Source organism: Mesorhizobium sp. WSM4808, from assembly GCF_055811675.1.
On record NZ_JBVVQX010000001.1, the window covers coordinates 111,987 to 133,170 of the forward strand.

At 63.1% G+C, this 21,184-nt stretch carries 19 protein-coding genes; 7 read left to right on the plus strand and 12 right to left on the minus strand.

The features are described from left to right. Nucleotides 1-25 precede the first annotated feature (25 nt). The gene (locus tag AC0L2U_RS00480; RefSeq protein ID WP_473601276.1) at nt 26-1,147 is read left to right on the plus strand and encodes a beta-ketoacyl-ACP synthase III; all 1,122 of its coding nucleotides are present in this window, start codon (nt 26-28) and stop codon (nt 1,145-1,147) included. 273 nt (nt 1,148-1,420) lie between these two features. Then, complete coding sequence (locus AC0L2U_RS00485) at nt 1,421-2,038, plus strand: MOSC domain-containing protein (protein WP_127809974.1); 618 nt, start codon at nt 1,421-1,423, stop codon at nt 2,036-2,038. Nucleotides 2,039-2,094: 56 nt separating this feature from the next. Here AC0L2U_RS00485 and AC0L2U_RS00490 read toward each other — a convergent pair whose 3' ends face one another. Together AC0L2U_RS00490 and AC0L2U_RS00495 are read right to left on the minus strand one after the other, a co-directional pair. Next, nucleotides 2,095-2,940, minus strand: a complete 846-nt coding sequence (locus tag AC0L2U_RS00490) for an SDR family oxidoreductase (RefSeq protein WP_127272444.1) — start codon at nt 2,938-2,940, stop codon at nt 2,095-2,097. Between the two features lie 132 nt (nt 2,941-3,072). Further along, complete coding sequence (locus AC0L2U_RS00495; RefSeq protein WP_127809975.1) at nt 3,073-4,035, minus strand: D-amino acid aminotransferase; 963 nt, start codon at nt 4,033-4,035, stop codon at nt 3,073-3,075. 150 nt (nt 4,036-4,185) lie between these two features. Here AC0L2U_RS00495 and AC0L2U_RS00500 point away from each other — a divergent pair, with 150 nt between their 5' ends. Further along, complete coding sequence (locus AC0L2U_RS00500; protein ID WP_128288481.1) at nt 4,186-4,689, plus strand: hypothetical protein; 504 nt, start codon at nt 4,186-4,188, stop codon at nt 4,687-4,689. Between the two features lie 6 nt (nt 4,690-4,695). On the opposite strand, the gene AC0L2U_RS00505 is transcribed toward AC0L2U_RS00500, so the two are convergent. Continuing rightward, nucleotides 4,696-5,010: a DUF2293 domain-containing protein gene (locus AC0L2U_RS00505; protein ID WP_127322835.1), complete on the minus strand. Its 315-nt coding sequence runs from the start codon at nt 5,008-5,010 to the stop codon at nt 4,696-4,698. Continuing rightward, nucleotides 5,007-5,546 (minus strand): tRNA (N6-threonylcarbamoyladenosine(37)-N6)-methyltransferase TrmO, encoded by a 540-nt coding sequence (tsaA, locus tag AC0L2U_RS00510; protein ID WP_128288480.1) that lies wholly within the window; start codon nt 5,544-5,546, stop codon nt 5,007-5,009. The genes AC0L2U_RS00505 and tsaA overlap by 4 nt, the downstream gene beginning before the upstream one ends. Nucleotides 5,547-5,668: 122 nt before the next feature. Between tsaA and AC0L2U_RS00515 the strand changes: the two genes are divergently transcribed. Further along, a complete protein-coding gene (locus tag AC0L2U_RS00515; RefSeq protein ID WP_023813166.1) occupies nt 5,669-6,676 on the plus strand; it encodes an ArsR/SmtB family transcription factor in 1,008 nt (335 codons plus the stop codon). Further along, the gene (gene metF, locus AC0L2U_RS00520; protein ID WP_023813165.1) at nt 6,676-7,593 is read left to right on the plus strand and encodes a methylenetetrahydrofolate reductase [NAD(P)H]; all 918 of its coding nucleotides are present in this window, start codon (nt 6,676-6,678) and stop codon (nt 7,591-7,593) included. Before AC0L2U_RS00515 ends, metF begins: the two co-directional genes overlap by 1 nt. A 474-nt stretch (nt 7,594-8,067) precedes the next feature. Here metF and AC0L2U_RS00525 read toward each other — a convergent pair whose 3' ends face one another. Beyond that, complete coding sequence (locus AC0L2U_RS00525) at nt 8,068-8,985, minus strand: DMT family transporter (RefSeq protein ID WP_128288479.1); 918 nt, start codon at nt 8,983-8,985, stop codon at nt 8,068-8,070. 200 nt (nt 8,986-9,185) lie between these two features. Between AC0L2U_RS00525 and AC0L2U_RS00530 the strand changes: the two genes are divergently transcribed. Next, on the plus strand, nt 9,186-10,406 hold the full coding sequence (locus AC0L2U_RS00530; protein ID WP_013530936.1) for an alanine racemase: 1,221 nt from the start codon (nt 9,186-9,188) through the stop codon (nt 10,404-10,406). Nucleotides 10,407-10,574: 168 nt separating this feature from the next. Here AC0L2U_RS00530 and AC0L2U_RS00535 read toward each other — a convergent pair whose 3' ends face one another. Next, entirely contained in the window at nt 10,575-11,756 is a 1,182-nt protein-coding gene (locus tag AC0L2U_RS00535; protein ID WP_128288478.1) for a lytic murein transglycosylase, read from the minus strand. A gap of 409 nt (nt 11,757-12,165) precedes the next feature. Continuing rightward, the gene (locus AC0L2U_RS00540) at nt 12,166-12,966 is read right to left on the minus strand and encodes a glycoside hydrolase family 25 protein (RefSeq protein ID WP_127321779.1); all 801 of its coding nucleotides are present in this window, start codon (nt 12,964-12,966) and stop codon (nt 12,166-12,168) included. A 227-nt stretch (nt 12,967-13,193) separates the two neighbouring features. Between AC0L2U_RS00540 and AC0L2U_RS00545 the strand changes: the two genes are divergently transcribed. Beyond that, nucleotides 13,194-14,573, plus strand: coding sequence for a serine hydrolase domain-containing protein (locus AC0L2U_RS00545; RefSeq protein WP_128288477.1), 1,380 nt, complete (start codon nt 13,194-13,196; stop codon nt 14,571-14,573). A 17-nt stretch (nt 14,574-14,590) separates the two neighbouring features. On the opposite strand, the gene AC0L2U_RS00550 is transcribed toward AC0L2U_RS00545, so the two are convergent. From AC0L2U_RS00550 to AC0L2U_RS00570, 5 genes are all read right to left on the minus strand, one after another. Next, complete coding sequence (locus AC0L2U_RS00550) at nt 14,591-14,899, minus strand: HigA family addiction module antitoxin (protein ID WP_473601277.1); 309 nt, start codon at nt 14,897-14,899, stop codon at nt 14,591-14,593. A gap of 9 nt (nt 14,900-14,908) precedes the next feature. Beyond that, nucleotides 14,909-15,205: a type II toxin-antitoxin system RelE/ParE family toxin gene (locus AC0L2U_RS00555; RefSeq protein ID WP_128288476.1), complete on the minus strand. Its 297-nt coding sequence runs from the start codon at nt 15,203-15,205 to the stop codon at nt 14,909-14,911. A 110-nt stretch (nt 15,206-15,315) separates the two neighbouring features. Next, nucleotides 15,316-15,999, minus strand: coding sequence for a class I SAM-dependent methyltransferase (locus AC0L2U_RS00560; RefSeq protein WP_128288475.1), 684 nt, complete (start codon nt 15,997-15,999; stop codon nt 15,316-15,318). Beyond that, a complete protein-coding gene (locus tag AC0L2U_RS00565) occupies nt 15,996-17,294 on the minus strand; it encodes a BtaA family protein (protein ID WP_128288474.1) in 1,299 nt (432 codons plus the stop codon). Before AC0L2U_RS00565 ends, AC0L2U_RS00560 begins: the two co-directional genes overlap by 4 nt. Before the next feature lie 31 nt (nt 17,295-17,325). Then, nucleotides 17,326-21,093 (minus strand): hydantoinase B/oxoprolinase family protein, encoded by a 3,768-nt coding sequence (locus tag AC0L2U_RS00570; RefSeq protein ID WP_473601278.1) that lies wholly within the window; start codon nt 21,091-21,093, stop codon nt 17,326-17,328. Between the last annotated feature and the right edge of the window lie 91 nt (nt 21,094-21,184).

Genomic DNA, 21,184 nt, shown 5'->3' on the forward strand with positions numbered 1-21,184 from the left:
CGCCTGCGGATGGGACGGACTGGACATGCATCGCGTCATCATCAGCGGCATCGGCGTTGAGATCCCCGAACCCACAATCACCAATGAAGAATTGGTCGCCAGCTTCAATGCCTGGGTCGACATGGAGAACGCGCGTCGCCAGGATACCGGCGAGCCGCCGCTGCCGAAATCAGACAGCGACTTCATCGTCCACGCCTCGGGCGTGCGCAGCCGTCATGTGATCGAACGCGAAGGCATTCTCGATCCGACCCGGATGGCGCCGCGCATTCCCGCACGGCCCGACGATGCGCTGTCGCTGGAGGCGGAGTTCGGAATAGCCTCGGCGAAGAAGGCCCTCGACCACGCCGGGCTGCAGCCGTCGGATATCGACCTGGTGATCTGCTCGGCCTCGCATCACCAGCGGCCCTATCCGGCGATCGCCATCGAAATGCAGGAGGCGTTGGGGACGAAGGGCGCCGGCTTCGACATGGGGCTTGGCTGTTCCTCGGCCGCGGCCGCCTTGCACATAGCCGTCAATTTGGTGCGGTCGGGCGCGCACAAGCGCATCCTGGTGACGACGCCCGAGATCATCACCGGCCATCTCAATTTTCGCGACCGGCAGACGCATTTCATCTTCGGCGACGCTTCGGTGTCGATGGTGGTCGAAGGGCTGGCCAAGGGCGACAAGCGGCCGGGGCGCTTCGAAGTGCTCGACACGCGCGTCTGGACGCAGATGTCGAACAACATCCGCACCAATCTGGGCTATCACACCCGCACCGCCCAGGACGATCCTTACATGATCAATCTGGAAGGCAATCTGATCAAGCAGGTCGGCAACAAGGTGTTCAAGGAAGTCACCGTTGCCGGGCAGAAATTCATCGTCGAATTCCTGGCCGAGCACGGGCTGACGCCGCAGGCGATCAGGCGCTTCTGGCTGCATCAGGCCAATGCACGCATGAATGCGATGATCCTGAAACTGTCGTTCGGCCACGAGGTCGACCACGACCGCGCGCCGATGGTGCTGGAGCGGCTGGGCAACACGGCGGGCGCCGGCGCCATCGTCGCGCTGTCGGAAAACCACGCCGACATGAAGCCTGGCGATTTCGGCCTGATCTGCGCCTTTGGCGCGGGGTATTCGATAGGCGGTGCGCTGCTGCGGATGCTCTAGCTATGTCGATATTCAGGTGAGGCCGCCCGGCGAATGGCTACGCTTCCCCGCGTCGCGGTAGGGCTGAACTCACGTACCCAAAAGTACGCTCCGTTCCTGTGCTCGGAATACACTTTGGCGCTCAATACGCCTTGTTGCGTTAGGCTGGTGCGAACGGCACTCGCCTGGCGATCGCCATCCCATCGGTGACGTTGATCGGACGATCAGCACTTTCGACTGGACGCCGCGAAGTCCGCCCGGCTAATTCGCTGGATGACGAGAGAAAAGAACGCCATGCTGGATCTCTTCCCCGAGGCTGAAAAGCCGATCGAAATCATCCCCGCGCGAAAGCTTGCCGCCAAGGCGGCAGCGCTTTACGTGGCGCCGGCGGATCATTTTCAGACGCGCCCGGTGGACGAATTGCTGCTGGATTTCGATGGCATAGCAGGCGATTTTCATGCCGGACCGACACGCCGCGCGGGCGGGCGCGAGCCCTGGTATCCGCGCGGCACCGAAATGCGCAACGAACGGCAATTGTCCATAGTGGCAGCGGACGAACTGGCGGTTGTTGCCCAACGCATGGGCCTGGCCGAGATCAGGCCGGAGTGGATCGGCGCCAATCTTGTGATCGAAGGGGTGCCGAACCTCTCGATGCTGCCGGCCGGCACGCTGCTGTTCTTCAAGGGCGGCGTCACCATCAAGATTGACGCACAGAACGGACCTTGCCGCATCGCCGGCCGGTCGCTCGCCGAAAACGCCGGAATGGCCGACGTCGAAGCCGGCGCGCTGTTGTTCCCAAAAGTCGCGAAACGGCTGCGCGGCGTCGTCGCCTGGGTCGAGAAGCCCGGAACGGTCAGGGTCCGCGAAGAAATCTCGGTGCGCGTGCCGGAGCAGTGGATCTATTCGGCATAGCTGTGCGGCAACCAGAGGGCAGGAGCTACGCCGCCGTGGCGGCGTAGCCAAGCTCACTAGGCGTTAGCTTTGCGGTTCTTCTTGGCGCCTTGCGCCATAACGGAAACGTGGTCCCACTTGTCCCATGTGGCGAGTCGGTTGGCGTATTCCTGGCGTATCATCGGCAGGCCGCCGTCGCCGAAGAACACCCTGAGCGGTGGCTCGGCGGCGTCGACAATGGCCAGCATCGCCGGCCCGGTGGCCTCTGGATCGCCGGCAACGGAATTGGCGCGGCGCTCTGCCATCTTCGCACGGGCGGGCGCATAGGCCTCGATCGGCTGAGAGATCTTGGCCGACGGGCCGGCCCAGTCGGTGGAGAAGCCGCCCGGTTCGACCAGCGTCACATGGATGCCGAATTCCGCGACCTCGATGCTCAGCGACTGGCTGAAGGCCTCCAGCGCCCATTTCGAGGCGTGGTAGAGGCCGAGCGAGGCAAAGGCATTGACGCCGCCGATCGACGAAATCTGGATGATGTGGCCGGAACGCTGCGCCCGCATGATCGGCAGTGCGGCCTGAGTGACCCACAGCGCGCCGAAGACATTGGTTTCGATCTGGTCGCGAGCTTCCTGTTCGCTGACCTCCTCGATGGCGCCGAAATGGCCGTAGCCGGCATTGTTGACGACGACGTCGAGCCGGCCAAAACGCTTGTGCGCCTCGGCGACTGCGGCATCGACGGCTTTCTTGTCGGTGACGTCGAGCTTTATCGCGGCAATCCTGTCGCCGTATTTCTCGACGAGATCGGCGAGCGTGCCGGCATCGCGGGCGGTGGCCGCGACGCTGTCGCCGCGCGCGAGTGCAGCCTCGGCCCAGACGCGACCAAAGCCCTTCGACGATCCGGTGATGAACCAAACCTTTGATGTCATGATCTTGGAGTCCTTGCCCCTGCGGGCGTGATTTTGCGTGAAAGCGGAGGCTTCTCCGCTTTCGGGCATATACGGTCCGTCCTCTGATTTTCCAGAGGCGACCGGAATCTTTCGAAAAAGACGCCTGAATTATCAGGGATAATTCACCTGAGACGACCACGCCGGATCCTCGTGCTTCTCCCAATAGAGCGCCATCAGCCGGCTGGTGATCGGTCCGACCTTGCCGTTGGCGATCGCCGCGCCGTCGATCTCGGTCACCGGCATGATGCCGCCCGCGGTCGAGGTGATGAAGACCTCGTCGGCCTCGCGCAATGCAGTGACGCTGACATCGGCCGCGGTGGCGGCAAGACCTTGTTCGGCGCAGAGATCGAAGACGGTGCGGCGGGTTATGCCCGGCAGCACGCCAATGGAAGGCGTCGACAGCTTGCCGTCCCTGACGCAGAAGACGTTGAAGCCCGGACCCTCGGCGACATTGCCGTTGAAGTCGAGGATCAACGCGGTCTCGGCGCCGCGATCATAGGCATCGTAGAGGCCGCGCACCAGATCGAGCCAGTGGTAGTTCTTGATCGCCGGGTCGATCGAGGCCGGCGGAATGCGCATCTTGTCGCTGATGGCGACACGCAGGCCGCGCTGCAACTGCTCGGCATTGGCGACCGAGCCGAACGGCACGGCGAACGCCATGAAGCGGTTGACCGCCTGGCGCGGGTCGCGGCTGAAAGTCGGCGAGGCGCCGCGTGTGCACAGCATTTCGACATAGGCGGCGTGATGACCGGACAGCGCCACGCAATTGTGCAGGATTTCTGTCACGCTGTCGCGATCGAAGGGAATGGTCATGCGCAGCTTTTCCAGCCCGCCGAAGAAGCGCTCGAGATGCAAATCGAGGCGGAAGAAGCGGCCATTCCAGACATGCACGGTGTCGTAGGTGGCGTCGGAATGCAGAAAACCCCAGTCCAGCACCGAGATCTTGGCCTGCGACATCGGCAGGTATTGGCCATCGAGGAAGGCGACGCCCTCGGGATAGGAGTGCGGGTCGACATGGCGGTCGCCAACCACGGGCAGTTGCTTCTCGTCCTGTGTTGCCATTGTCCGGCTCATCGGGGCCTCCTGTCACGCAGGCGAGAGGCTAGCGGCGCTGGGCAGAAGGCATAGAGCCACCCGCCCGGCGTTGTTCGGCCTCCATGACGATCTGGCCGATACATTCGATCGCGATTGCCCTATCGTTCCGGGTCTGAACGGGAGGGGAAAATGGGTAGGTTTGGGGCCGTCACAGCGGCAATGATGATGTTCGCCGCTGCGGGCGACGCCCGCGCCCAGTGCGCGCGCGAAGGCGAGGAATTGTGCCAGAGCGGCCAGACCTATCGCTGCGAGAAAACCGGCGGCGAATTGACGGCGACCTTCCAGAATGTGCCTTGCGCGGTGAACGTGCCGTCGCTGAGCGGCACCTGGGTAGGCAATGGCCACCAGAGCCCGGCTGGCGATGCCGGCGCCGACTGGGCGATTGCCATGACCATCAACGATGGCAGCGCGTCGATCGACTATCCGTCACTCGGCTGCGGCGGATCGCTGTCACAGACGTCCAGGGACGACATTTCAGCGGAATACCACGAGAGCATCACCTACGGTCAGGACAAGTGCATCGACGGCGGCAACATCACCGTAAGGTTTTACAAGGGCAATCTGTCCTGGATTTGGGTCGGCCACGCCGATGGCCAGCCCTACAATGCGGTCGCCGTGCTGAAGCGGAAGTAGCCGTGGTCATTCCTCCTCGTCGTCGGCGTCGAGCAGGCGGGTTGCGCGCCAGCGGGTGAGCACGATGTTGGTCTGCTCGATGACAAAGAAACGCGCCGAGTCGCGGTCATAGCCTTCGCTCAGCAGTTTTTCGTAATCGGTGTGCATGTGGCGGATATGGGCAATCGTCGCCAACCATACGGCGATGCCCGGCGGCAAGGTCTTCATGTGGACCGCGCCGGCGTCGCCGCGGATCTTCTCCATGTCGGCATAGGGCGCCAGCGGCAGAAGAGCGGTCAGCGCCTTGGCGATGGCGCGGCGGCGGCCGGTCGGCGCTGTCATCGCCGGGTCCGATCGGGCTCGTCGCGCCCTTCGATGGTCGCCTCGGCAATAGCGTCGGTCGAGGCGAAATAAGGTTTGATGTCGATGACCGGCGTGCCGTCGAGCACGTCAATGGCGTCGAGATCGATGCGGCCGGTGCGTTGGTCGAGCGCGACGAGCCGGACCACATGCAGCCCGATGGGGTTGGGGCGGGCAGGGGAGCGCAGCGAAAATACGCCTTTCGCTTCAGCGGCATGGCGCGGTTTCTGCACAATCAGGTCTCGCGGCGCATGATGCAGCCAGGACAGGATAATGACGTGGCTGGCGCGCTCCAGCCCCTGCAGGCCACTTCGGTAGGCTGCGTCGATGGTCAGCACCGCCTTCTGCCCGGTCTCGCGCGCGGCGCGCATGTTCTTCGGGCAGGTTTCGCGCGTCGTCCATGGCGAGGCAATGCGGCCGATGAAGACGATCCCGCCATCAGGCGGCATCAAGGCCGGATCGTTCTCCAGCCTCTGCTCGCCTTCGCGCGCCTCGAACATCTCACGCGTTTCAGTCATGGTCCACGTCTCTTAAAGCGCCACACAAACGGCATTTTCTTGTCCGCAAGCGACATTGCGCTTGCAAGGTCTCGAAAATCGACATAAACATATGTTTATATCTTTTCAAAGAGAATACGCTGATGCATGTCTCGCTCGACACTATGGTGGATACGTTAAAGGCGGCGGCCGAATCCAGCCGATTGCGCATACTGGCACTTCTGTCGCGCGGTGACCTCACCGTTTCCGATCTTACCGAAATTCTCGGCCAGTCGCAGCCGCGCGTTTCGCGGCACCTGAAGCTGCTTCTGGAGGCCGGACTGATCGGCCGCTATCAGGAAGGGTCGTGGGCCTTCTTCCGCCTGTCGGATGCGGATTCCGCGCGTGACTTCGTCATGGGGCTGGTTTCCGGCATTCGCGGCGCCGATCCGCAGGTCGAACGCGATCTTGAGCGCCTGGCCTCGGTCAAGCGCAAGCGGCAGGACCGGGCGGTCGCGTATTTTTCCGTGAATGCGGCAAGCTGGGACCATATCCGATCGCTGCATGTGCCGGACCGCGCCGTCGAAGCCGCAATGCTGAAACTGGTCGGCAAGCGGCCGTTCCAGTCGATGCTCGATCTCGGCACCGGCACCGGGCGGCTGCTTGAAATCTTCTCGCCGCTTTATCGGCGTGGTGTCGGCATCGACATGTCGCGCGAGATGCTGACCGTGGCGCGCGCCAATCTGGACAAGGCCGGCGTTTCGAATGCGCAGGTTCGGCAGGGCGACATCTTCGCGCCGCCGGTCGAGCGCGATGCCTTCGATCTCGTCACCATCCATCAGGTGCTGCACTACCTCGACGATCCCGCCCGTGCCATCCACGAGGCGGCGCGGCTTTTGCGTCCGGCCGGACGCCTGGTCATCGTCGATTTCGCGCCGCATGCGCTGGAATTCCTGCGTGAGGAGCACGCGCATATGCGGCTCGGCTTTTCCGACCGGCAGATCGCCGACTGGTTTTCGGAAGCCGGCCTCGATCTTGAAGACAGTCAGGAATTCGAGCCGCGCGGCGGCAACGAGGCCAGGCTCACCGTAAAACTCTGGCTTGGCCGCGACCGGCGCCTCTTGATCGCCGATCCTTCCAACGACACAAGGCAGATAAGGGAAACCGCCTGATGAACCAGTTCCGCTTTTCCCGCCGCCCCGACATTGGCGACAAGGTCAGGGTTTCCTTCGAATTCTTCCCGCCGAAGACCGACGAGATGGAAGCGAGGCTGTGGGAGACGGTGACAAGGCTGGAGCCGCTGAAGCCGAAATTCGTCTCGGTGACCTACGGCGCCGGCGGCTCGACGCGAGAGCGCACCGCGCGCACTGTAAAGCGCATCCTGACGGAAACCGGTATTCCTGCAGCGGCGCATCTGACCTGTGTCGGGGCAACGCGCGACGAGGTCGACGCGGTCATCCAGGATTACAAATCGATCGGCATCAACCGGTTCGTGGCGCTGCGCGGCGATCCGGCTTCCGGCGTCGGCGGACCGTATCGGCCGCATCCCGGTGGATACGAGAACGGCGCGGAGCTGGTCGCCGGGCTCAAAGCGATTGCTGATTTCGACATCTCCGTCGCGGCCTATCCGGAAAAACATCCGCAAAGCCCCGATTTCGCCACCGACATCGAGATGCTGAAGCGCAAGGTCGACAATGGCGCGACGCGTGCCATCACGCAGTTCTTTTTCGACAACGATCTCTACGAGCGCTATGTCGAGCGCGTCCGCCGCGCCGGCATCTACATCCCGATCGTGCCGGGTATCCAGCCGGTTCACAGTTTCAAGCAGGTCGCGAACTTTTCCGCGAGGGCGGGCGCGCATGTGCCCGGCTGGCTGGCGGAGCGTTTCGAAGGCCTCGACCGGGACCCGCAGACGCATGCGCTGGTGGCGTCGGCGGTGGCGGCCGAACAGGTGATGGACCTGGTCGAGCGCGGTGTCGGCGATTTCCACTTCTACACCATGAACCGCGCCGATCTGGTCTTTGCCATCTGTCATATGATCGGCATCCGCTCGCACGAGGCGGCGGCCGCCGGATCAGCTGCGGCATGAGAGTGGGTTGAACGACAAAAGGCCGGGAAAAACCCGGCCTTTTGAATTGGTTGGACTATTTGGGTGCTGGTCTTCCCCGCTTTGGCGGTCAGGGAAGGAAGCCCATAATAAGGGCTCCGATAAAGGCGAACGCAGCACAGATCATCAATGCGTTGATAGGCCTCGTAAGTCCCATGACATAGCCTCCTCTTAAAGAGCTATGTCACGGAGTCTAGGTTCATTTGTGCCACAGGCAAGCGGAAAATGTGCTGCATTGCGACGTGATTGTGAAATCCGCGACATGTCTTTTGCCGTTAGGCTTTGAAACTCCTAAGCAAAAACCAGCTTCAGGCCTGTGAATAAAATGTGGCCGACTCGTGTCGCTGCCGTGTCATGGCAGCGCTACCGCTGCGGAAGCCGAATTCAACTTTCGCGATGCGGGGGGCAATTGGGTGGTTAGAGCATCCTTTGCGCGTCCAGTGGACGCGCGGCGCTCTAACGTCGGCCGAACAGCCGCCCGTCAATGGTGACGAGGCCGAGCGCGATCAGCACCACGCCGCCGATTTCGAACAGCTCCAGCCGCTCGCCAAGGAACAGGAAGCCGAGCAGCATCGCGCTGGCCGGTACGACAAGCGTGACCAGCGAAGCGTTGGTCACGCCGGCCGAGGCGACGAGGTTGAAATAGAGGATGTAGGCGAAGGCAGTGGACAGAAGCGCCAGCGCCAGCACCGCCGTCCAGACCGGGGGCGAGGCCGAAAACAACCCGGATGGACCGTGGGTAAAGAGCACGATCGGGATCATGATGATGGTCGATGCCGTCAACTGTCCGGTGGCGATGATCGGCGAGGGCACGCCCGTGAAGCGGCGGGCGACCATCAGCGCGACGGCATAGGACAGCGACGCCCCGATCAGCGCGAATTTGGCCCAGACCGGGCCGCCGAGCCCGGCAAGCAGGCCGGGGCCGATCATGACAGCCGTGCCGGCGATGCCGAGCGCAATGCCGGCGAGCTTGTTCCAGGACAGCTTTTCGTCCGATGTCAGCGCGTTGGCGAGGATCAACGTCCAGAACGGCGTTGTCGCGTTGAGCACCGAGGCGATGCCGGCTCCGAGCTCCGTCTGGCCGGCGAAGATCAGCGAGAAGGGCACGACATTGTTGGTGAGCGCCAGCAGGAAGAACAGGCCGGCATGCGGAAGCGCGAGGCGAAAGGACGGGCCACGCAGACCGAGATAGATCTGCAGCGCAATCGCGGCGATGGCGACGCGAAACAGCACCAGCACCAGCGGGGGGAGTTCCGCCACCGCGATGCGCGCAAAGAAGAACGAGCCGCCCCAGATCGCGCCGAGCAGCAGGAGTTGCCCCCAATCCTTGAGCACCATCGGTCCGCGTGGTGCGGATGTCGCGGCCATTGCCATGTGAGTCGCCCTCCCAGACGTATGCCAGTCAGGCAGAAGCCATATCCGGTTCGGAGACAAGGGCCACCCGAAACGTGATTGATGGCAAACGCCTGCCGCCAAGACCTAGCGCCCCAGCGTCAGCCGTACGAGACACAGAATTGTTTTCATTAGCCGCTAGCTTGGATTAATTGTGCGCAGGCTAGATCAAGGATTCGTCGATGCAGCGATTCGAGAATGCCCGCGAGGCGGCACTGGCGCTTCGCCCGGACGATCCGGTCTATTGCTTCCGCCCGCAGGTGCTGATGGCGGATGCCAGGCAGTTCATGGGCATGTTCCCGGGCAAGACCGCCTATGCGGTCAAGACCAATGGCGAGCAGATCGTGCTGAAGACGCTGGTCGAAGCCGGCGTCAAGGCTTTCGACGTCGCGTCGCCGGGCGAGTTCGCCGCCGTGCGTGCCGTCTCTCCCGATGCCGAGATGCTCTACATGCATCCGGTCAAGGCGCAGTCGGATATCAAGCTGGCGCTGGAGAAATACGCCATCCGCGTCATTTCGCTGGATCATGAGGACGAGATCACCAAGCTGACGCGAGTGGTGCGGGCGCTCGACATCGATCCGGGCTCGATCAGCGTGTTCGTGCGGGTGCAGACCAAGGGCCATGCCGCTTACGAGTTGTCGAAGAAGTTCGGCGCCGGGCCGGCCTATGCCGTCGAACTGGCCGAGCGGCTGAACCGCACCGGCTACAAGGTTGGCCTGTGTTTCCATGTCGGCAGTCAGATCGAGGATCCCGACACCTATGAGCGGGCACTGGCTTCCGCCGATTGGGTGCGCAACCGGCTGACCTTCGATATTGCCGGGCTCGACGTCGGCGGCGGTTTCCCCGCCGAATACGGCCATGACCCCAACCGCAAGCAGATCGAGATGCCGTCGCTCGGCCAGATCATGTCGCGGCTTTCGGGCGATCTGAAAGAGTATCAGTTCGACCAGATGCCGCTGGTGGCCGAGCCGGGCCGCGTAATCGTGGCGCGCTGCCTGTCGCTGATCGTGCGGGTGCTGCTGCGCAAGGGAAAGCGGCTCTACATCAATGACGGCATCTGGGCGTCGCTGTCGGATTCATGGACCGGAAAGATCACGCTGCCGGCCCGCTTCATTCCTGATCCGGCGATCCGCTCGCGCAATGGCGAGGAAAAGAACATCGTGCCGTTCAAGGTCTGCGGGGCGACCTGCGATTCCGTCGACATCCTGTCGCGGCCGTTCTGGCTGCCGGAAACGGTCGATACCGGCGACTGGATCGAGATCGGCCATATCGGCGCCTATTCGCTCTCGCTGCGGACCCGCTTCAACGGCTTTTACCCCGACACCTTCGTCGAGGTGACGACGCCGTTCGACGAGGGCGACGCGCCGCAGGGGTTTGCGAGTTTGGAGACAATGGCGGATTAGGGAATAGGGAATAGGGAATAGGGAATAGGGAATAGGGAATAGGGAATAGGGAATAGGGAATAGGGAATAGGGAATAGGGATAGGGTGGCAGGCACTGCTTCGGAGTAATTTTCTACTGCCTACTGCCTACTGCCTACTGCCTACTGCCTACTGCCTACTGCCTACTGCCTACAATTTCCCCAGCAGCTCCGGCGTCGGCCAGCCATCCACCGGCAGGCCTAGCCGCATCTGCTCCTTGCGGATCGCCTCGCGGGTGTTGGTACCCAAAATGCCGTCGACAGTGCCGACATCGTAGCCTCTGGCTTCGAGCTTGGTCTGCAGCGCCTTCATCTGCTCGTTGTTGAGGCCGGTCTCGGGATTGCGCGGATCGAACTGTTCTTCTCCCGCCAACCTGGCGGCGAGGTTGGCCGCGGTCAGCGCATAGGTGAAGGACTGGTTCCACTCGAGATAGACGTCGAAATTGTCATAAGCGAGGAAGGCGGGCCCCTTACGGCCCATGGGCAGCGCCAAGCCTGCCTTGAGGCCGTTGTCGACCAGCGGCGCGCCGCTGGGGTAGGTGACGCCCCATTGCGCCCACTGCGACAGCGGCAGCTTGTTGGTGCGACCGGTCTGGTCCCACGGCATGTCTTCGGGCACGCGGACTTCCTGGATCCAGGGCTGGTCGCGTTTCCAGCCGCGCGACAGCACTTTGTTGGCGGTGGTCATGATCACATCGGGCACGCTGCCGCGCAGGTCGATCTTGCCGTCGCCGTCGCCGTCGACGCCGCGTGCCAGATAATCTGAGGGCAGGATCTGCGTCTGCCCGATCTCGCCGGCCCAGGCGCCCCTGACATCGGCCGGCAGCACGCCGCGATCGATCAATTGCAGAAGCGGTATCAACTGAGGCCGAAACAGTTGCGGGCGCCGGCAATCATGCGACAGCGTCACCAGGGCGCTCAGCGTGTGGAAGTCGCCCTGCACGGCGCCGAAATCGGTCTCCAGCGCCCAGAAGGCGGCGATGATCGGCGCCTGGACGCCGAACTGCTGGTCGGCGCGGGCGAAGACATCCGCGTATTTCTTCATGTTCGCCGCACCTTGCTTCAGGCGATAGGCCGAGATCATGCGGTTGGAAAACTCGACAAAGGTTTGGGTGAAGACGCCCTGGGCGCGGTCGCGTGCCAACACCTTGTCGTCGAAGGTTGCCGCTTCAAGGGCGTCGAGACCGGCAGTGCCGACGCCGGCCGCCTTGGCTTCCGCGGCGACGCCCTGCTTCCACGTCTCGAAGTCGCCGCCGCATTCCTGCGCCATCGCCGGCAAGGCCGTGGCACACAGGGTCAGCGCAGCCGCGAGGACTTTGGAACGCAGTCGCATCAGCTTCCTCTCGAAACGAATAGCGGGCAGTTGTTGTGCTCCCCCGGAGGCCCAACGCCCTGAATTGCCGGCGGTTGCACTTTTCACCGCTGGCTGTGTCGAAAAGCAGGCGGCAGGCCCGGTGTCAACGGTTCTTGTGCCGCAGCCCCTTATTCCGCCAGCTTCTCTGCCGTTGCACGGTGTCAACAGTGTTCTGCGGAGCTTCTTATCTCGGACGGACTCGCTGCCGTTGCACCGGTTCAACGGAAGCTCTGCTGGAGTGATTTGATCCATGGCGGTGCTGCCGTTGAACCGGTTCAACGGAAGCTCTGCTGGAGTGATTGATCCATGGCGGTGCTGCCGTTGCACCGGTTCAACGGAAGCTCTGCTGGAGTGATTGATCCAGGGCGGTGCTGCCGTTGAACCGGTGTCAACGGGTGTTCTGCCGCAGCCACTTGTTCCAGGTGGCTTCACTGCCGTTGAAGACGTTGATGTCGGCCTTGCCGGTCATGCCCGGAATGATCCCGGTTCCTGTGTACTGCCAGAATGTGAAGGGGTGGCTGCCGTATTTCTCACGTGGATGGCCGGCGACAGAACGCAGCCAGTACGGATAGCCGCGAAACCCCGCCAGGCCGTTGTCGTCGAAGAAGTCGACCGAGGTGTAGATGATCGGCTTCTTGCCGTAGTGGCGTTCGACGATCTCGAGGAAGGTGGTCATCTCCGCGCGCACCGTGGCGGCGTCGGGACGCAGCCTGCAGGTCGGCGATTGTGGGTTCCATTCCATGTCGAGGACCGGCGGCATCGCCGAGCGATCGACGGGGACGTTGCGGATGAACCAGCGCGCCTGCACGGCAGCCGGGGTGCAGAAATAGTAGAAGTGATAGGCGGCGCGGGGAACGCCCGTAGCTTTGGTCCGGGTCCAATGCTCGTTGAAGTATTCATCGAAGCGATCGCCGCCCTCGGTCGCCTTGATGAAGGCGAAGGAGATGCCGCTGGCCTTGGCCGCCGGCCAGTCGACCGAGGTCTGGTATTTGGAAACATCGGTGCCGTGGACGGCATAGTTCCACGGCGCGCCGCTCTCCCATTCATGCGGCTTGGAATCGGCAAAGCGCGGCGCCCGGACAGTGACCGTCGGGCTGCTCGACGCCGACGGCGACAGTGGCGAGAGATCGTCTACTGTCGAGCACGCGCCAAGCAGCGCTAGCATAATGAGGCCCGCAAGACGGCGCATCGCAATTCCCGAGCCGGATTCAGCCGGTCGCTGATGGGTCTATACCTGATGGCCGGCTTGTGATCGGGCCCCCTCCGAGCGATCGCCCCACAGCATCGCTCAGCATATCCTGTGATCGCCGATCATGGTTGATAATCCGTTGATGGCGCTCGACAAGCATTGTGATTTGCGGAAGCAATGGCGGCAAATCGATGACATAAGGGTCGCGCAGGGCCCGGAGGAAATAAATGCGGATCGTCGTCAAGATCGTCAGATGGCTGCTTGGCCTGATCGTGCTGGCGGTCGCCGCGCTGTTTGCGTGGCTATACATCGCGCCGCCCGAATTGATCCGCGTCGGTTCCGGCTATTCGGCCAAGATCGTCTGCTCGAATGTCTTCATCGCCGGCCGGGACGCCAATGAGGTGCTGGCCGTCGACGTGCAGGCGCCCGGGCATCCCCTGCTGCGGTTAATGCGTGTTTCGGTGGACAAGAACAGGGGAACGGTGTCTGCCGGCCTGTTCGGGTTTCTCGGCAAGAGCGTCGCTGTCGCCCGCGACGGGCTTGGCTGCGCTTCGGTTCCGGACGGCGATGTCGGCAAGGCGCGGCGGACCGCGATCCAGGCGGAGCCGTCGGCGGCCACCATGGGCGACCTGTGGCCGGAAGGCGAGCGGGTCGAGGCATCGCAGGATCCGGTTGTTGCCAAACTGCTCGACGATGCGGCGCTGACCGGCACCGGCATGCGGGCGGTGGTGGTGGTCAAGAATGGCCGCGTCGTCGCCGAGCGCTACAGCGAGGGCTTTTCCGCCAAAACGCCGCTGCTCGGCTGGTCGATGACCAAGACGGTGAACGCCGCCATCGTCGGTACGTTGGTCAAGGACGGCAAGATGGCTTTCGACGACAAAAACCTGTTCGCGCCGTGGAAGGCGGACGGCCGCGCCGCCATCAGCCTTGCCGAGATGATGGCGATGTCGAGCGGGCTGGAGTTCAACGAGGATTATGGCGACGTCGCCGACGTCACGCGCATGCTCTATCTCGAACCTGACATGGCGGGCTTTGCCGAATCAAAGCCGCTGGCGGCCGAGGTCGGCAAGGTGTTTTCCTATTCGAGCGGTACGGCGGTGATGCTGTCGCGGCTCTGGCAGGACGCGATCGGCGACAAGGCCAAGGCACTGACATGGCCGCGCACGGCGCTGTTCGAGCCGCTCGGCATGCACAGCGCGGTGCTCGAGACCGACGAGCAGGGCACTTTCGTCGGCTCGTCCTATCTCTACGCAACCGCGCATGACTGGGCGCGCTTCGGCCAGTTCCTGCTGCAAGGCGGCGTATGGGACGGCAACCAGATCCTGCCGGTTGGCTTCGTCGACTGGATGCGCGAGCCGGCATCCGCCTCGAAGGTCTACGGCAAGGGCCAGTTGTGGATCGAGGCCCCGGGCGATGAGGAAAACCCGGGCGCCGGCGTCGCGGCAGGCCTGCCCAAGGACACGTACTGGATGGAAGGCCATGACGGGCAGACGGTTGCCATCATCCCCTCGGAGCAGTTGGTGGTGGTGCGGCTGGGGCTAACGCCTGCCAAGCTCGGCTACCGGCCGCAGACGATGGTGGGGGCGCTGATCAAGGCGCTGCATTAGCGCGGCGCAAACTCTTGCTATGCAGCTGTCGCCAATGGCTTGGCGCGGTCAACTCGCGCCCGCTCGCCGGGCGAGTTCATGACCTGCCAAAGATCGCTGCGGCGCTGGACGTTCAACCAGAAGTCCGGGCTGTTGCCGAACACCCGCGCCAGAATAAGCGCGGTCGCCGCCGTCACGTTGCGGCGGTCGTTGCACAATTCGTTCACATGCTTGCGCTGGACCCCCATCGCCTCGGCCAAAGCCGCCTGCGTCAGGCCAAGCGGCTGCATGAATTCTTCCGTGAGAATTTCGCCAACCGTTGCCGGCTTGCGTGCGGTCATCAACATGTTCTCACCTCATCTATAGCTGTAGTCGTCGAGATAGATGTCCGACGCCTCACCGCGGCCGCCGTCCCAGCGGAAGATCAGCCGCCATTGCTTGTTGACGCGTATTGAATGGAAGCCTTCGAGAATACCGCGCAGCTTCTCGAAATGATTGCTGGGCGGCACACGCAAATCCTGATCGATCATCGCGTCGTCAATCATCTGGAGCTTGCGGAACAAACGGCTTTCGAGATCGGACGGAATGTTGCGAGAATGGGTGTCTTCCACGACGAAGGCGCGCAGCCATTCATCCCTGAAGCCGATGATCACCACATGCTTCCATGCATGTGAGATAGTGTACCGCTCTCGGGGTCATAAGGCAACGTTGATCCAACGGATCGTGGCTGCTTCGCCTTTATGTGCCTTTCCCACGGCAATATTCAGGAAGTGATCTTGATAACCGCCAGCCAGGCATAGCCGCGATAAAGCGTACGGAAACGGAAGCTTGCGCTGGTTCGCCGAGATTCCGATTCCAGCACTTCGCGCAACGATTCACGCGGCGCGACGTGGAATTTTTTCAGCCAGCCGCGCAGCAAGGTCCGGAACCAGCCGGGCAGGCCTTCCTGCTGGCCGAAATCGATGATGTGCAGCGAACCGTTCGGCGACAGGGCGGCAAGCGCTGCCGACACAGTTTTTTCCCAACCGGGGATCATCGACAGCGAATAGGACACGAAGACACGGTCGAAGCGTTCGACACCGAAGAGTGCACGGGCATCGAAATCGGTGGCATCGCCCCTTGCCAGCACGACGCGGCCGGACAGGCCCTCGCGGTCGATCGCCTTTCCGGCCGTTTCCAGCATTTCGGCCGAGATATCGAGGCCGTAGAAGAGGACATCGGGATAGCGGCGGGCAGCCAGGATGATGTTGCGGCCGGTGCCGCAGCCGAGCTCCAGCACGGTACCACCGACAGGCACGTCGAGCCCCGAGATCATTAGGTCGCGGCCGAGCAGGTAGTATTTGCGGGTCAGGTCGTAGATATGGCGCTGCCAGCGGTAGACGCCGTCCATCAGTTCGGCGTGGTTGGCCTTGAATTCGGGGCTGGCCGGCAGCTCGCTGGTGCTCATGCCGCGCGCTTTAGGTAGAGGTGGAAGCCGCCATAGATGGCCGAGCGGTCGCGGGCCGAAAATTCGCGCGAAGCCTCGTCCTGATAATCCCACTGCTCAAGCAGCGAGTTGGAGACGCGACCCGGCAGCAGGCTGGGTTCGGCGGCGGTGCGGAAGATGACGCGGGCGCCGGCTGACGCGGTGCGGGTGATCTCCGCCCACAGCGCGTTGAGCTGGTCATCGGTCATCCAGTCCTGCGCGTCGAGCAGGACGAAGCGGTCGACGGAGCCTGCATCCTTGCCGGCGAGGAATTCGATCAGATTGGCATGGTGGATGGCGACGCGGTCGACATTGCCGCGGATGGTCTCGTAATTCTGTTTTTCGAGATAGGCGGGCAGGGCGGCCTCGCCGGGGTTCGGATAGCGCCGGGCGAAGGCCTGCCAGGCGAAGTAGTTGTTCTCAAGCGGAAAATCGCAAGCGAGCTTTTCCAGCCGGGCTTTCAGCACGCTGGCCATGGTGCCGTCGCCAGAAGTGATCAGCGAATCGTACTGCGCCGGCGGGATGCCGAGGCCGAATAGCGAGGCCTTGCGCGACGTCGCCCATTTCAAAAGCTTCTTGTCGAAGACCGGCGCCAGCTCCTCGTTGAAGAAGCGGCGCTGCTCGCCGATGTTCCTGGCCTGCATGATGGCGGCTGGATTGACGCCGAAGAACTTTGCCGTGCGATGGCCCATGGCGATGAACAGGCCGAGCAGGCCGGTCTGGTAAAAATTGCGGTCGAACACAGTGATGCGCCTGATACCGCGCCAGTTGCGGCGCTCCCAGTAGTGACGGCTGACAGGATCGAGATGCGGCGCGATGAAACGGTCATACGATTTCGAATTGTGGCTGGTGTCGGCGGCGCCGAAGAAGCGGAACAGGTCGCCCTGCGATGGCAGGCGGCGCACCGCCTCCAGCTTCATGCGGTTCAGCGCGATGTGCGCGGTGTTGAGGTCGACGGCGTCGACCCGGGCCGGCGAGCGCGTGAGGTAGGCCAGAATGTTGCAGCCGCCGGAGGCGATGGTGACGACGCGGTGGCCCTGGCCAAGCTGCATCGCCTCCATGTCGACATCGGGGTCTTCCCAGATCTGGGGGTAGACGAGGCCGGAGAACAGGAAGGCGAACAGCCGCTCCGAAATGCCGGCCTTCGACAGCGGGCGGTTCTGGTAGACGGCCTTTCCAACTTCCTTGCCGCGGCGAAAAACCAGATCTGCGGAAACGTCCGTCATGGCAAGATGATTCCCCATTTGCTTTGCCGCAAGCGGGTAGCGCAGGGGCATGACAGCCCGGTGACAGCCTGTTGACGCCTTCTTACAGCTTGCCGAATCCCCCCGGCGTCGGCGTCGTCAGGATGACGGCGTCGCCGGCCTGAAGCAGGGTCTGGTCGCAGGCTTTTAGCACGTCGATCGCACCGTCCTTGCGGCGGACCTTGGTCGACCCGACCTCGCCATCGCCGCCACCGTCCAGCCCTTGCGGCGGCCGGTTGCGGTGCGAGGACAGGATCGCGCATTCCATCTTTTCGAGGAAGCGGATGGTGCGCCTGGTGCCGTCGCCGGCGCTCCATTTGCCTTTGCCGCCGGATCCTTCCCGAATGTGGAAATCCTCGAGCAGAACGGGAAAGCGCAGCTCCAGCACTTCCGGATCGGTGAGGCGCGAATTGGTCATGTGGGTGTGGACGCCGGAGGTGCCGGCAAAGCCGCGGCCGGAATTCATCTGGCCGGCCGGCGAGCCGGAGCAGATCGTCTCGTAATACTGGTATGTCTTGTTGCCGAAGGTCAGGTTGTTCATCGTGCCTTGCGCGTTGGCCATGGCGCCCATGGCGCCGAACAGCGCGTTGGTGACGTGCTGCGAGGTCTCGACATTGCCGGCGACGACGGCGGCGGGGTAGGCGGGTTTCAGCATGCAGCCGTCGGGAATGATGATGTTGATGGGCCGCAGGCACCCGGCATTCATCGGGATCATGTCCTCGACCATGACGCGGAAGGCATAGAGCACGGCGGCGCGGGCGACGGGTTCCGGCGCGTTGAAATTGTTCTTCATCACCGGCGAGGTGCCGGTGAAGTCGACGGTCGCCTCGCGCTTTTGCCGGTCGACCGTGATCTTCACCTTGATGATTTGGCCGGTGTCGGTCGGGTATTCGTACTGCGAACTGTCGGGCAGCCGCTCCAGCACGCGGCGCACGCTTTCGGCCGCATTGTCCTGGACATGGCCCATATAGGCCTCGACGACATCGAGGCCGAAATGCGCGACCATCTTGCGCAGTTCCGCGACGCCCTTTTCGTTGGCGGCGATCTGCGCCTTGAGGTCGGCGATGTTCTGGTGCGGATTGCGAGCTGGATAGCGGTGGTCGGTGAGCAGCGTTTCCAGCTCCTTCTCGCGGAATTTTCCGCGGTCGACGATGCGGAAATTGTCGAACAGCACGCCTTCCTCGTCGACCGTGGTGGCGAGCGGCGTCATCGAGCCGGGTGCCGTGCCGCCGATATCGGCATGATGGCCGCGCGAGGCGGCCCAGAACAGGATTTCCTCCCCCCTCGAGGGGGAGGTGGCGGCGAAGCCGCCGGAGGGGGTCGGATCGACCGGGTTCGACGCTCTTGCGGTGCCTTCTGAGAGGACCCCACCCGGCCGCTGCGCGGCCACCCTCCCCTCGAGGGGGAGGGAAAACACCGGCGTCACCACGGTGATGTCGGGCAGATGCGTGCCGCCATTGTAGGGCGCGTTGAGGGCAAAGACGTCGCCGGGGTGGATGTCGCCGGAATTCAGCCGGATGATGGTTTCGACCGAGCGGTCCATCGAGCCCAGATGCACCGGCATGTGCGGCGCATTGGCGACCAGCGCGCCATGGCGATCGAAGACGGCGCAGGAAAAATCCAGCCTTTCCTTGATGTTGACGGAATAGGCGGTGTTCTGCAGCGTCACGCCCATCTGCTCGGCGATCGACATGAACAGGTTGTTGAAGACCTCCAGCATGACCGGATCGGCCTCCGTGCCGAGCGCTGCCTGCCGGCGCTTTTTCTCGACACGGCGCAGGAGCACATGGTTCCTGGCGGTGATTTCGGCCAGCCAGCCCGGCTCGATGACGATCGTCTGGTTCGGCTCGATAATCAAGGCAGGTCCGGCAACCCTGTTTCCCGGCTTCAGCGCTTCGCGGCGGAAGATGGGTGAAGTGCGCCACTCTCCCTCGGTGAAGATTTCGCGGGTTTGCGAAGGGCTTACGGCAAGGTCTTCGGTTCGCGATTCAGTTTCGTCGCGCCCGGTGCCGCCGGTGTCCGTGCCTTCGACGCCGACGGTCTCGACGATCATCGGCTTGTCGTCATAGACGAAACCGAACTGCGCCTTGTGGGCGATTTCAAAATCGCGCCTGGCCTGGAAAATCGAATCCGCCTCGAAATTCACCGGCAGTGTCGTGTCGGTGCCGTCATAGCGAATGTGCAGCACCGGCTTCGTGGCGACCGTATCCTCGCCGATGCCTTGCGCCGCGAGTTCGGCGACAACGGCTTTTCTCAAAATGGCAATGAGGTTGCCGATCTCCATTCTGGACTCTTCGGCAAGCGGTTTCAGCAGCGCCTGCTGGCGCGAGGCAAAGACCGATGACAGGCCGATACCATAGGCCGACAGCAGGCCGGAGAAGGGATGGATCAGCACCGCCTCCATGCCGAGCGCATCGGCGACCAGGCAAGCGTGCTGGCCGCCGGCGCCGCCAAAACAGTTCAGGAGATATTCGGTGACGTCGTAGCCGCGCTGGACAGAGATCTTCTTGATGGCGTTGGCCATGTTCTCCACGGCGATGGTGACGAACCCTTCGGCGACAGTCTCGGGCGACCGGCCATCGCCGATTTCGGCGGCGAGTGCCGCAAATTTTGCTCGCACCGTCTCGACGTCGAGCGGCTCGTCCTGGCCGGGTCCGAATATAGCCGGAAAGAAATCGGGCTGCAGCTTGCCAAGCATGACGTTGGCGTCGGTGACGGCGAGCGGGCCGCCGCGCCGGTAGGCTGCCGGGCCGGGATTGGCGCCAGCCGAGTCAGGTCCGGCCCGGAAGCGACCGGCCTCGCAATGCAGGATCGAGCCGCCGCCGGCGGCGACGGTATGGATGCGCATCATCGGCGCGCGGATGCGCACGCCGGCGACCTCGGTGTCGAAGGCGCGTTCGTATTCGCCGTCATAGTGGGCGACATCGGTGGAGGTGCCGCCCATGTCGAAGCCGATGACCTTGTCGAAGCCGGCGAGCCTGGCCGTCTCGACCATGCCGACGACGCCGCCGGCCGGTCCTGACAGTAGTGCGTCCTTGCCCTGGAACATGTCGGCAGCGGTGAGACCGCCCGACGACATCATGAACATCAGGCGGGGCGATTGGCCGATCTCCCCCACAAGGGGGGAGCTTGGCGCCGCGCCCAGCTCTCCCGCCACCCTTTGCACATAGCGCGACAGGATCGGCGACAAATAGGCGTCGACCACCGCGGTGTCGCCGCGGCCGACCAGCTTGATCAGTGGCGAGACTTCGTGGCTGACCGAGACCTGGCTGAAACCAAGTTTGCGGCAGACTTTTGCCACCGCCTTCTCGTGGTCGGGGTATTTCCAGGCGTGCATGAAGACGATGGCGACCGCATCGATGCCATCGGCCCTGGCCTGTTCGATCGCCGGCCGGCAGGCGGCGATGTCGAGCAATTGTTCGACGCGGCCATCGGCGCGCACGCGCTCGTTGATTTCGATGACGCGCTCGTAGAGCTGTTCGGGAAGGATGATCTCCTTGGCGAAGATGTCCGGACGCGCCTGGTAGGCGATCTTCAGCGCGTCGCGAAAGCCCTTGGTGATGAGCAAAAGCACGCGGTCGCCCTTGCGCTCCAGCAGCGCATTGGTTGCAACCGTGGTGCCCATCTTGATGTCGCCGATCAGGCCGCTCGGGATCGTGTCGCCGGCCGACAAGCCAAGAAGGTCGCGAATGCCCTGGATGGCAGCATCGTTGTAGGCTTCGGGATTTTCGGAGAGAAGCTTGCGCGGGTGCAGCCCGCCTTCCGGATCTCGGCCGATGATATCGGTGAATGTGCCGCCGCGGTCGATCCAGAAATCCCATTTTTCGGTCATGACAGCCCCTGGCGCTTTTACGTTCGATCGGTGGTTCGGCACATTCTGTTAGTTCGCCACGGCCTGAGCGGCAATCGCAAATGAACCAGAC

Excerpts from the sequence above, each read along its gene's own strand:
- AC0L2U_RS00500 (WP_128288481.1), top strand. The coding sequence starts at position 4,186 with ATGGGTAGGTTTGGGGCCGTCACAGCGGCAATGATGATGTTCGCCGCT.
- AC0L2U_RS00560 (WP_128288475.1), bottom strand. The coding sequence starts at position 15,999 with ATGAGCACCAGCGAGCTGCCGGCCAGCCCCGAATTCAAGGCCAACCAC.
- AC0L2U_RS00570 (WP_473601278.1), bottom strand. The coding sequence starts at position 21,093 with ATGACCGAAAAATGGGATTTCTGGATCGACCGCGGCGGCACATTCACC.
- AC0L2U_RS00495 (WP_127809975.1), bottom strand. The coding sequence starts at position 4,035 with ATGAGCCGGACAATGGCAACACAGGACGAGAAGCAACTGCCCGTGGTT.
- AC0L2U_RS00540 (WP_127321779.1), bottom strand. The coding sequence starts at position 12,966 with ATGCGCCGTCTTGCGGGCCTCATTATGCTAGCGCTGCTTGGCGCGTGC.
- AC0L2U_RS00545 (WP_128288477.1), top strand. The coding sequence starts at position 13,194 with ATGCGGATCGTCGTCAAGATCGTCAGATGGCTGCTTGGCCTGATCGTG.
- AC0L2U_RS00565 (WP_128288474.1), bottom strand. The coding sequence starts at position 17,294 with ATGCCCCTGCGCTACCCGCTTGCGGCAAAGCAAATGGGGAATCATCTT.
- AC0L2U_RS00530 (WP_013530936.1), top strand. The coding sequence starts at position 9,186 with ATGCAGCGATTCGAGAATGCCCGCGAGGCGGCACTGGCGCTTCGCCCG.
- tsaA (WP_128288480.1), bottom strand. The coding sequence starts at position 5,546 with ATGACTGAAACGCGTGAGATGTTCGAGGCGCGCGAAGGCGAGCAGAGG.
- AC0L2U_RS00490 (WP_127272444.1), bottom strand. The coding sequence starts at position 2,940 with ATGACATCAAAGGTTTGGTTCATCACCGGATCGTCGAAGGGCTTTGGT.
- metF (WP_023813165.1), top strand. The coding sequence starts at position 6,676 with ATGAACCAGTTCCGCTTTTCCCGCCGCCCCGACATTGGCGACAAGGTC.
- AC0L2U_RS00525 (WP_128288479.1), bottom strand. The coding sequence starts at position 8,985 with ATGGCAATGGCCGCGACATCCGCACCACGCGGACCGATGGTGCTCAAG.
- AC0L2U_RS00505 (WP_127322835.1), bottom strand. The coding sequence starts at position 5,010 with ATGACAGCGCCGACCGGCCGCCGCCGCGCCATCGCCAAGGCGCTGACC.
- AC0L2U_RS00485 (WP_127809974.1), top strand. The coding sequence starts at position 1,421 with ATGCTGGATCTCTTCCCCGAGGCTGAAAAGCCGATCGAAATCATCCCC.
- AC0L2U_RS00535 (WP_128288478.1), bottom strand. The coding sequence starts at position 11,756 with ATGCGACTGCGTTCCAAAGTCCTCGCGGCTGCGCTGACCCTGTGTGCC.
- AC0L2U_RS00480 (WP_473601276.1), top strand. The coding sequence starts at position 26 with ATGCATCGCGTCATCATCAGCGGCATCGGCGTTGAGATCCCCGAACCC.
- AC0L2U_RS00515 (WP_023813166.1), top strand. The coding sequence starts at position 5,669 with ATGCATGTCTCGCTCGACACTATGGTGGATACGTTAAAGGCGGCGGCC.
- AC0L2U_RS00550 (WP_473601277.1), bottom strand. The coding sequence starts at position 14,899 with ATGTTGATGACCGCACGCAAGCCGGCAACGGTTGGCGAAATTCTCACG.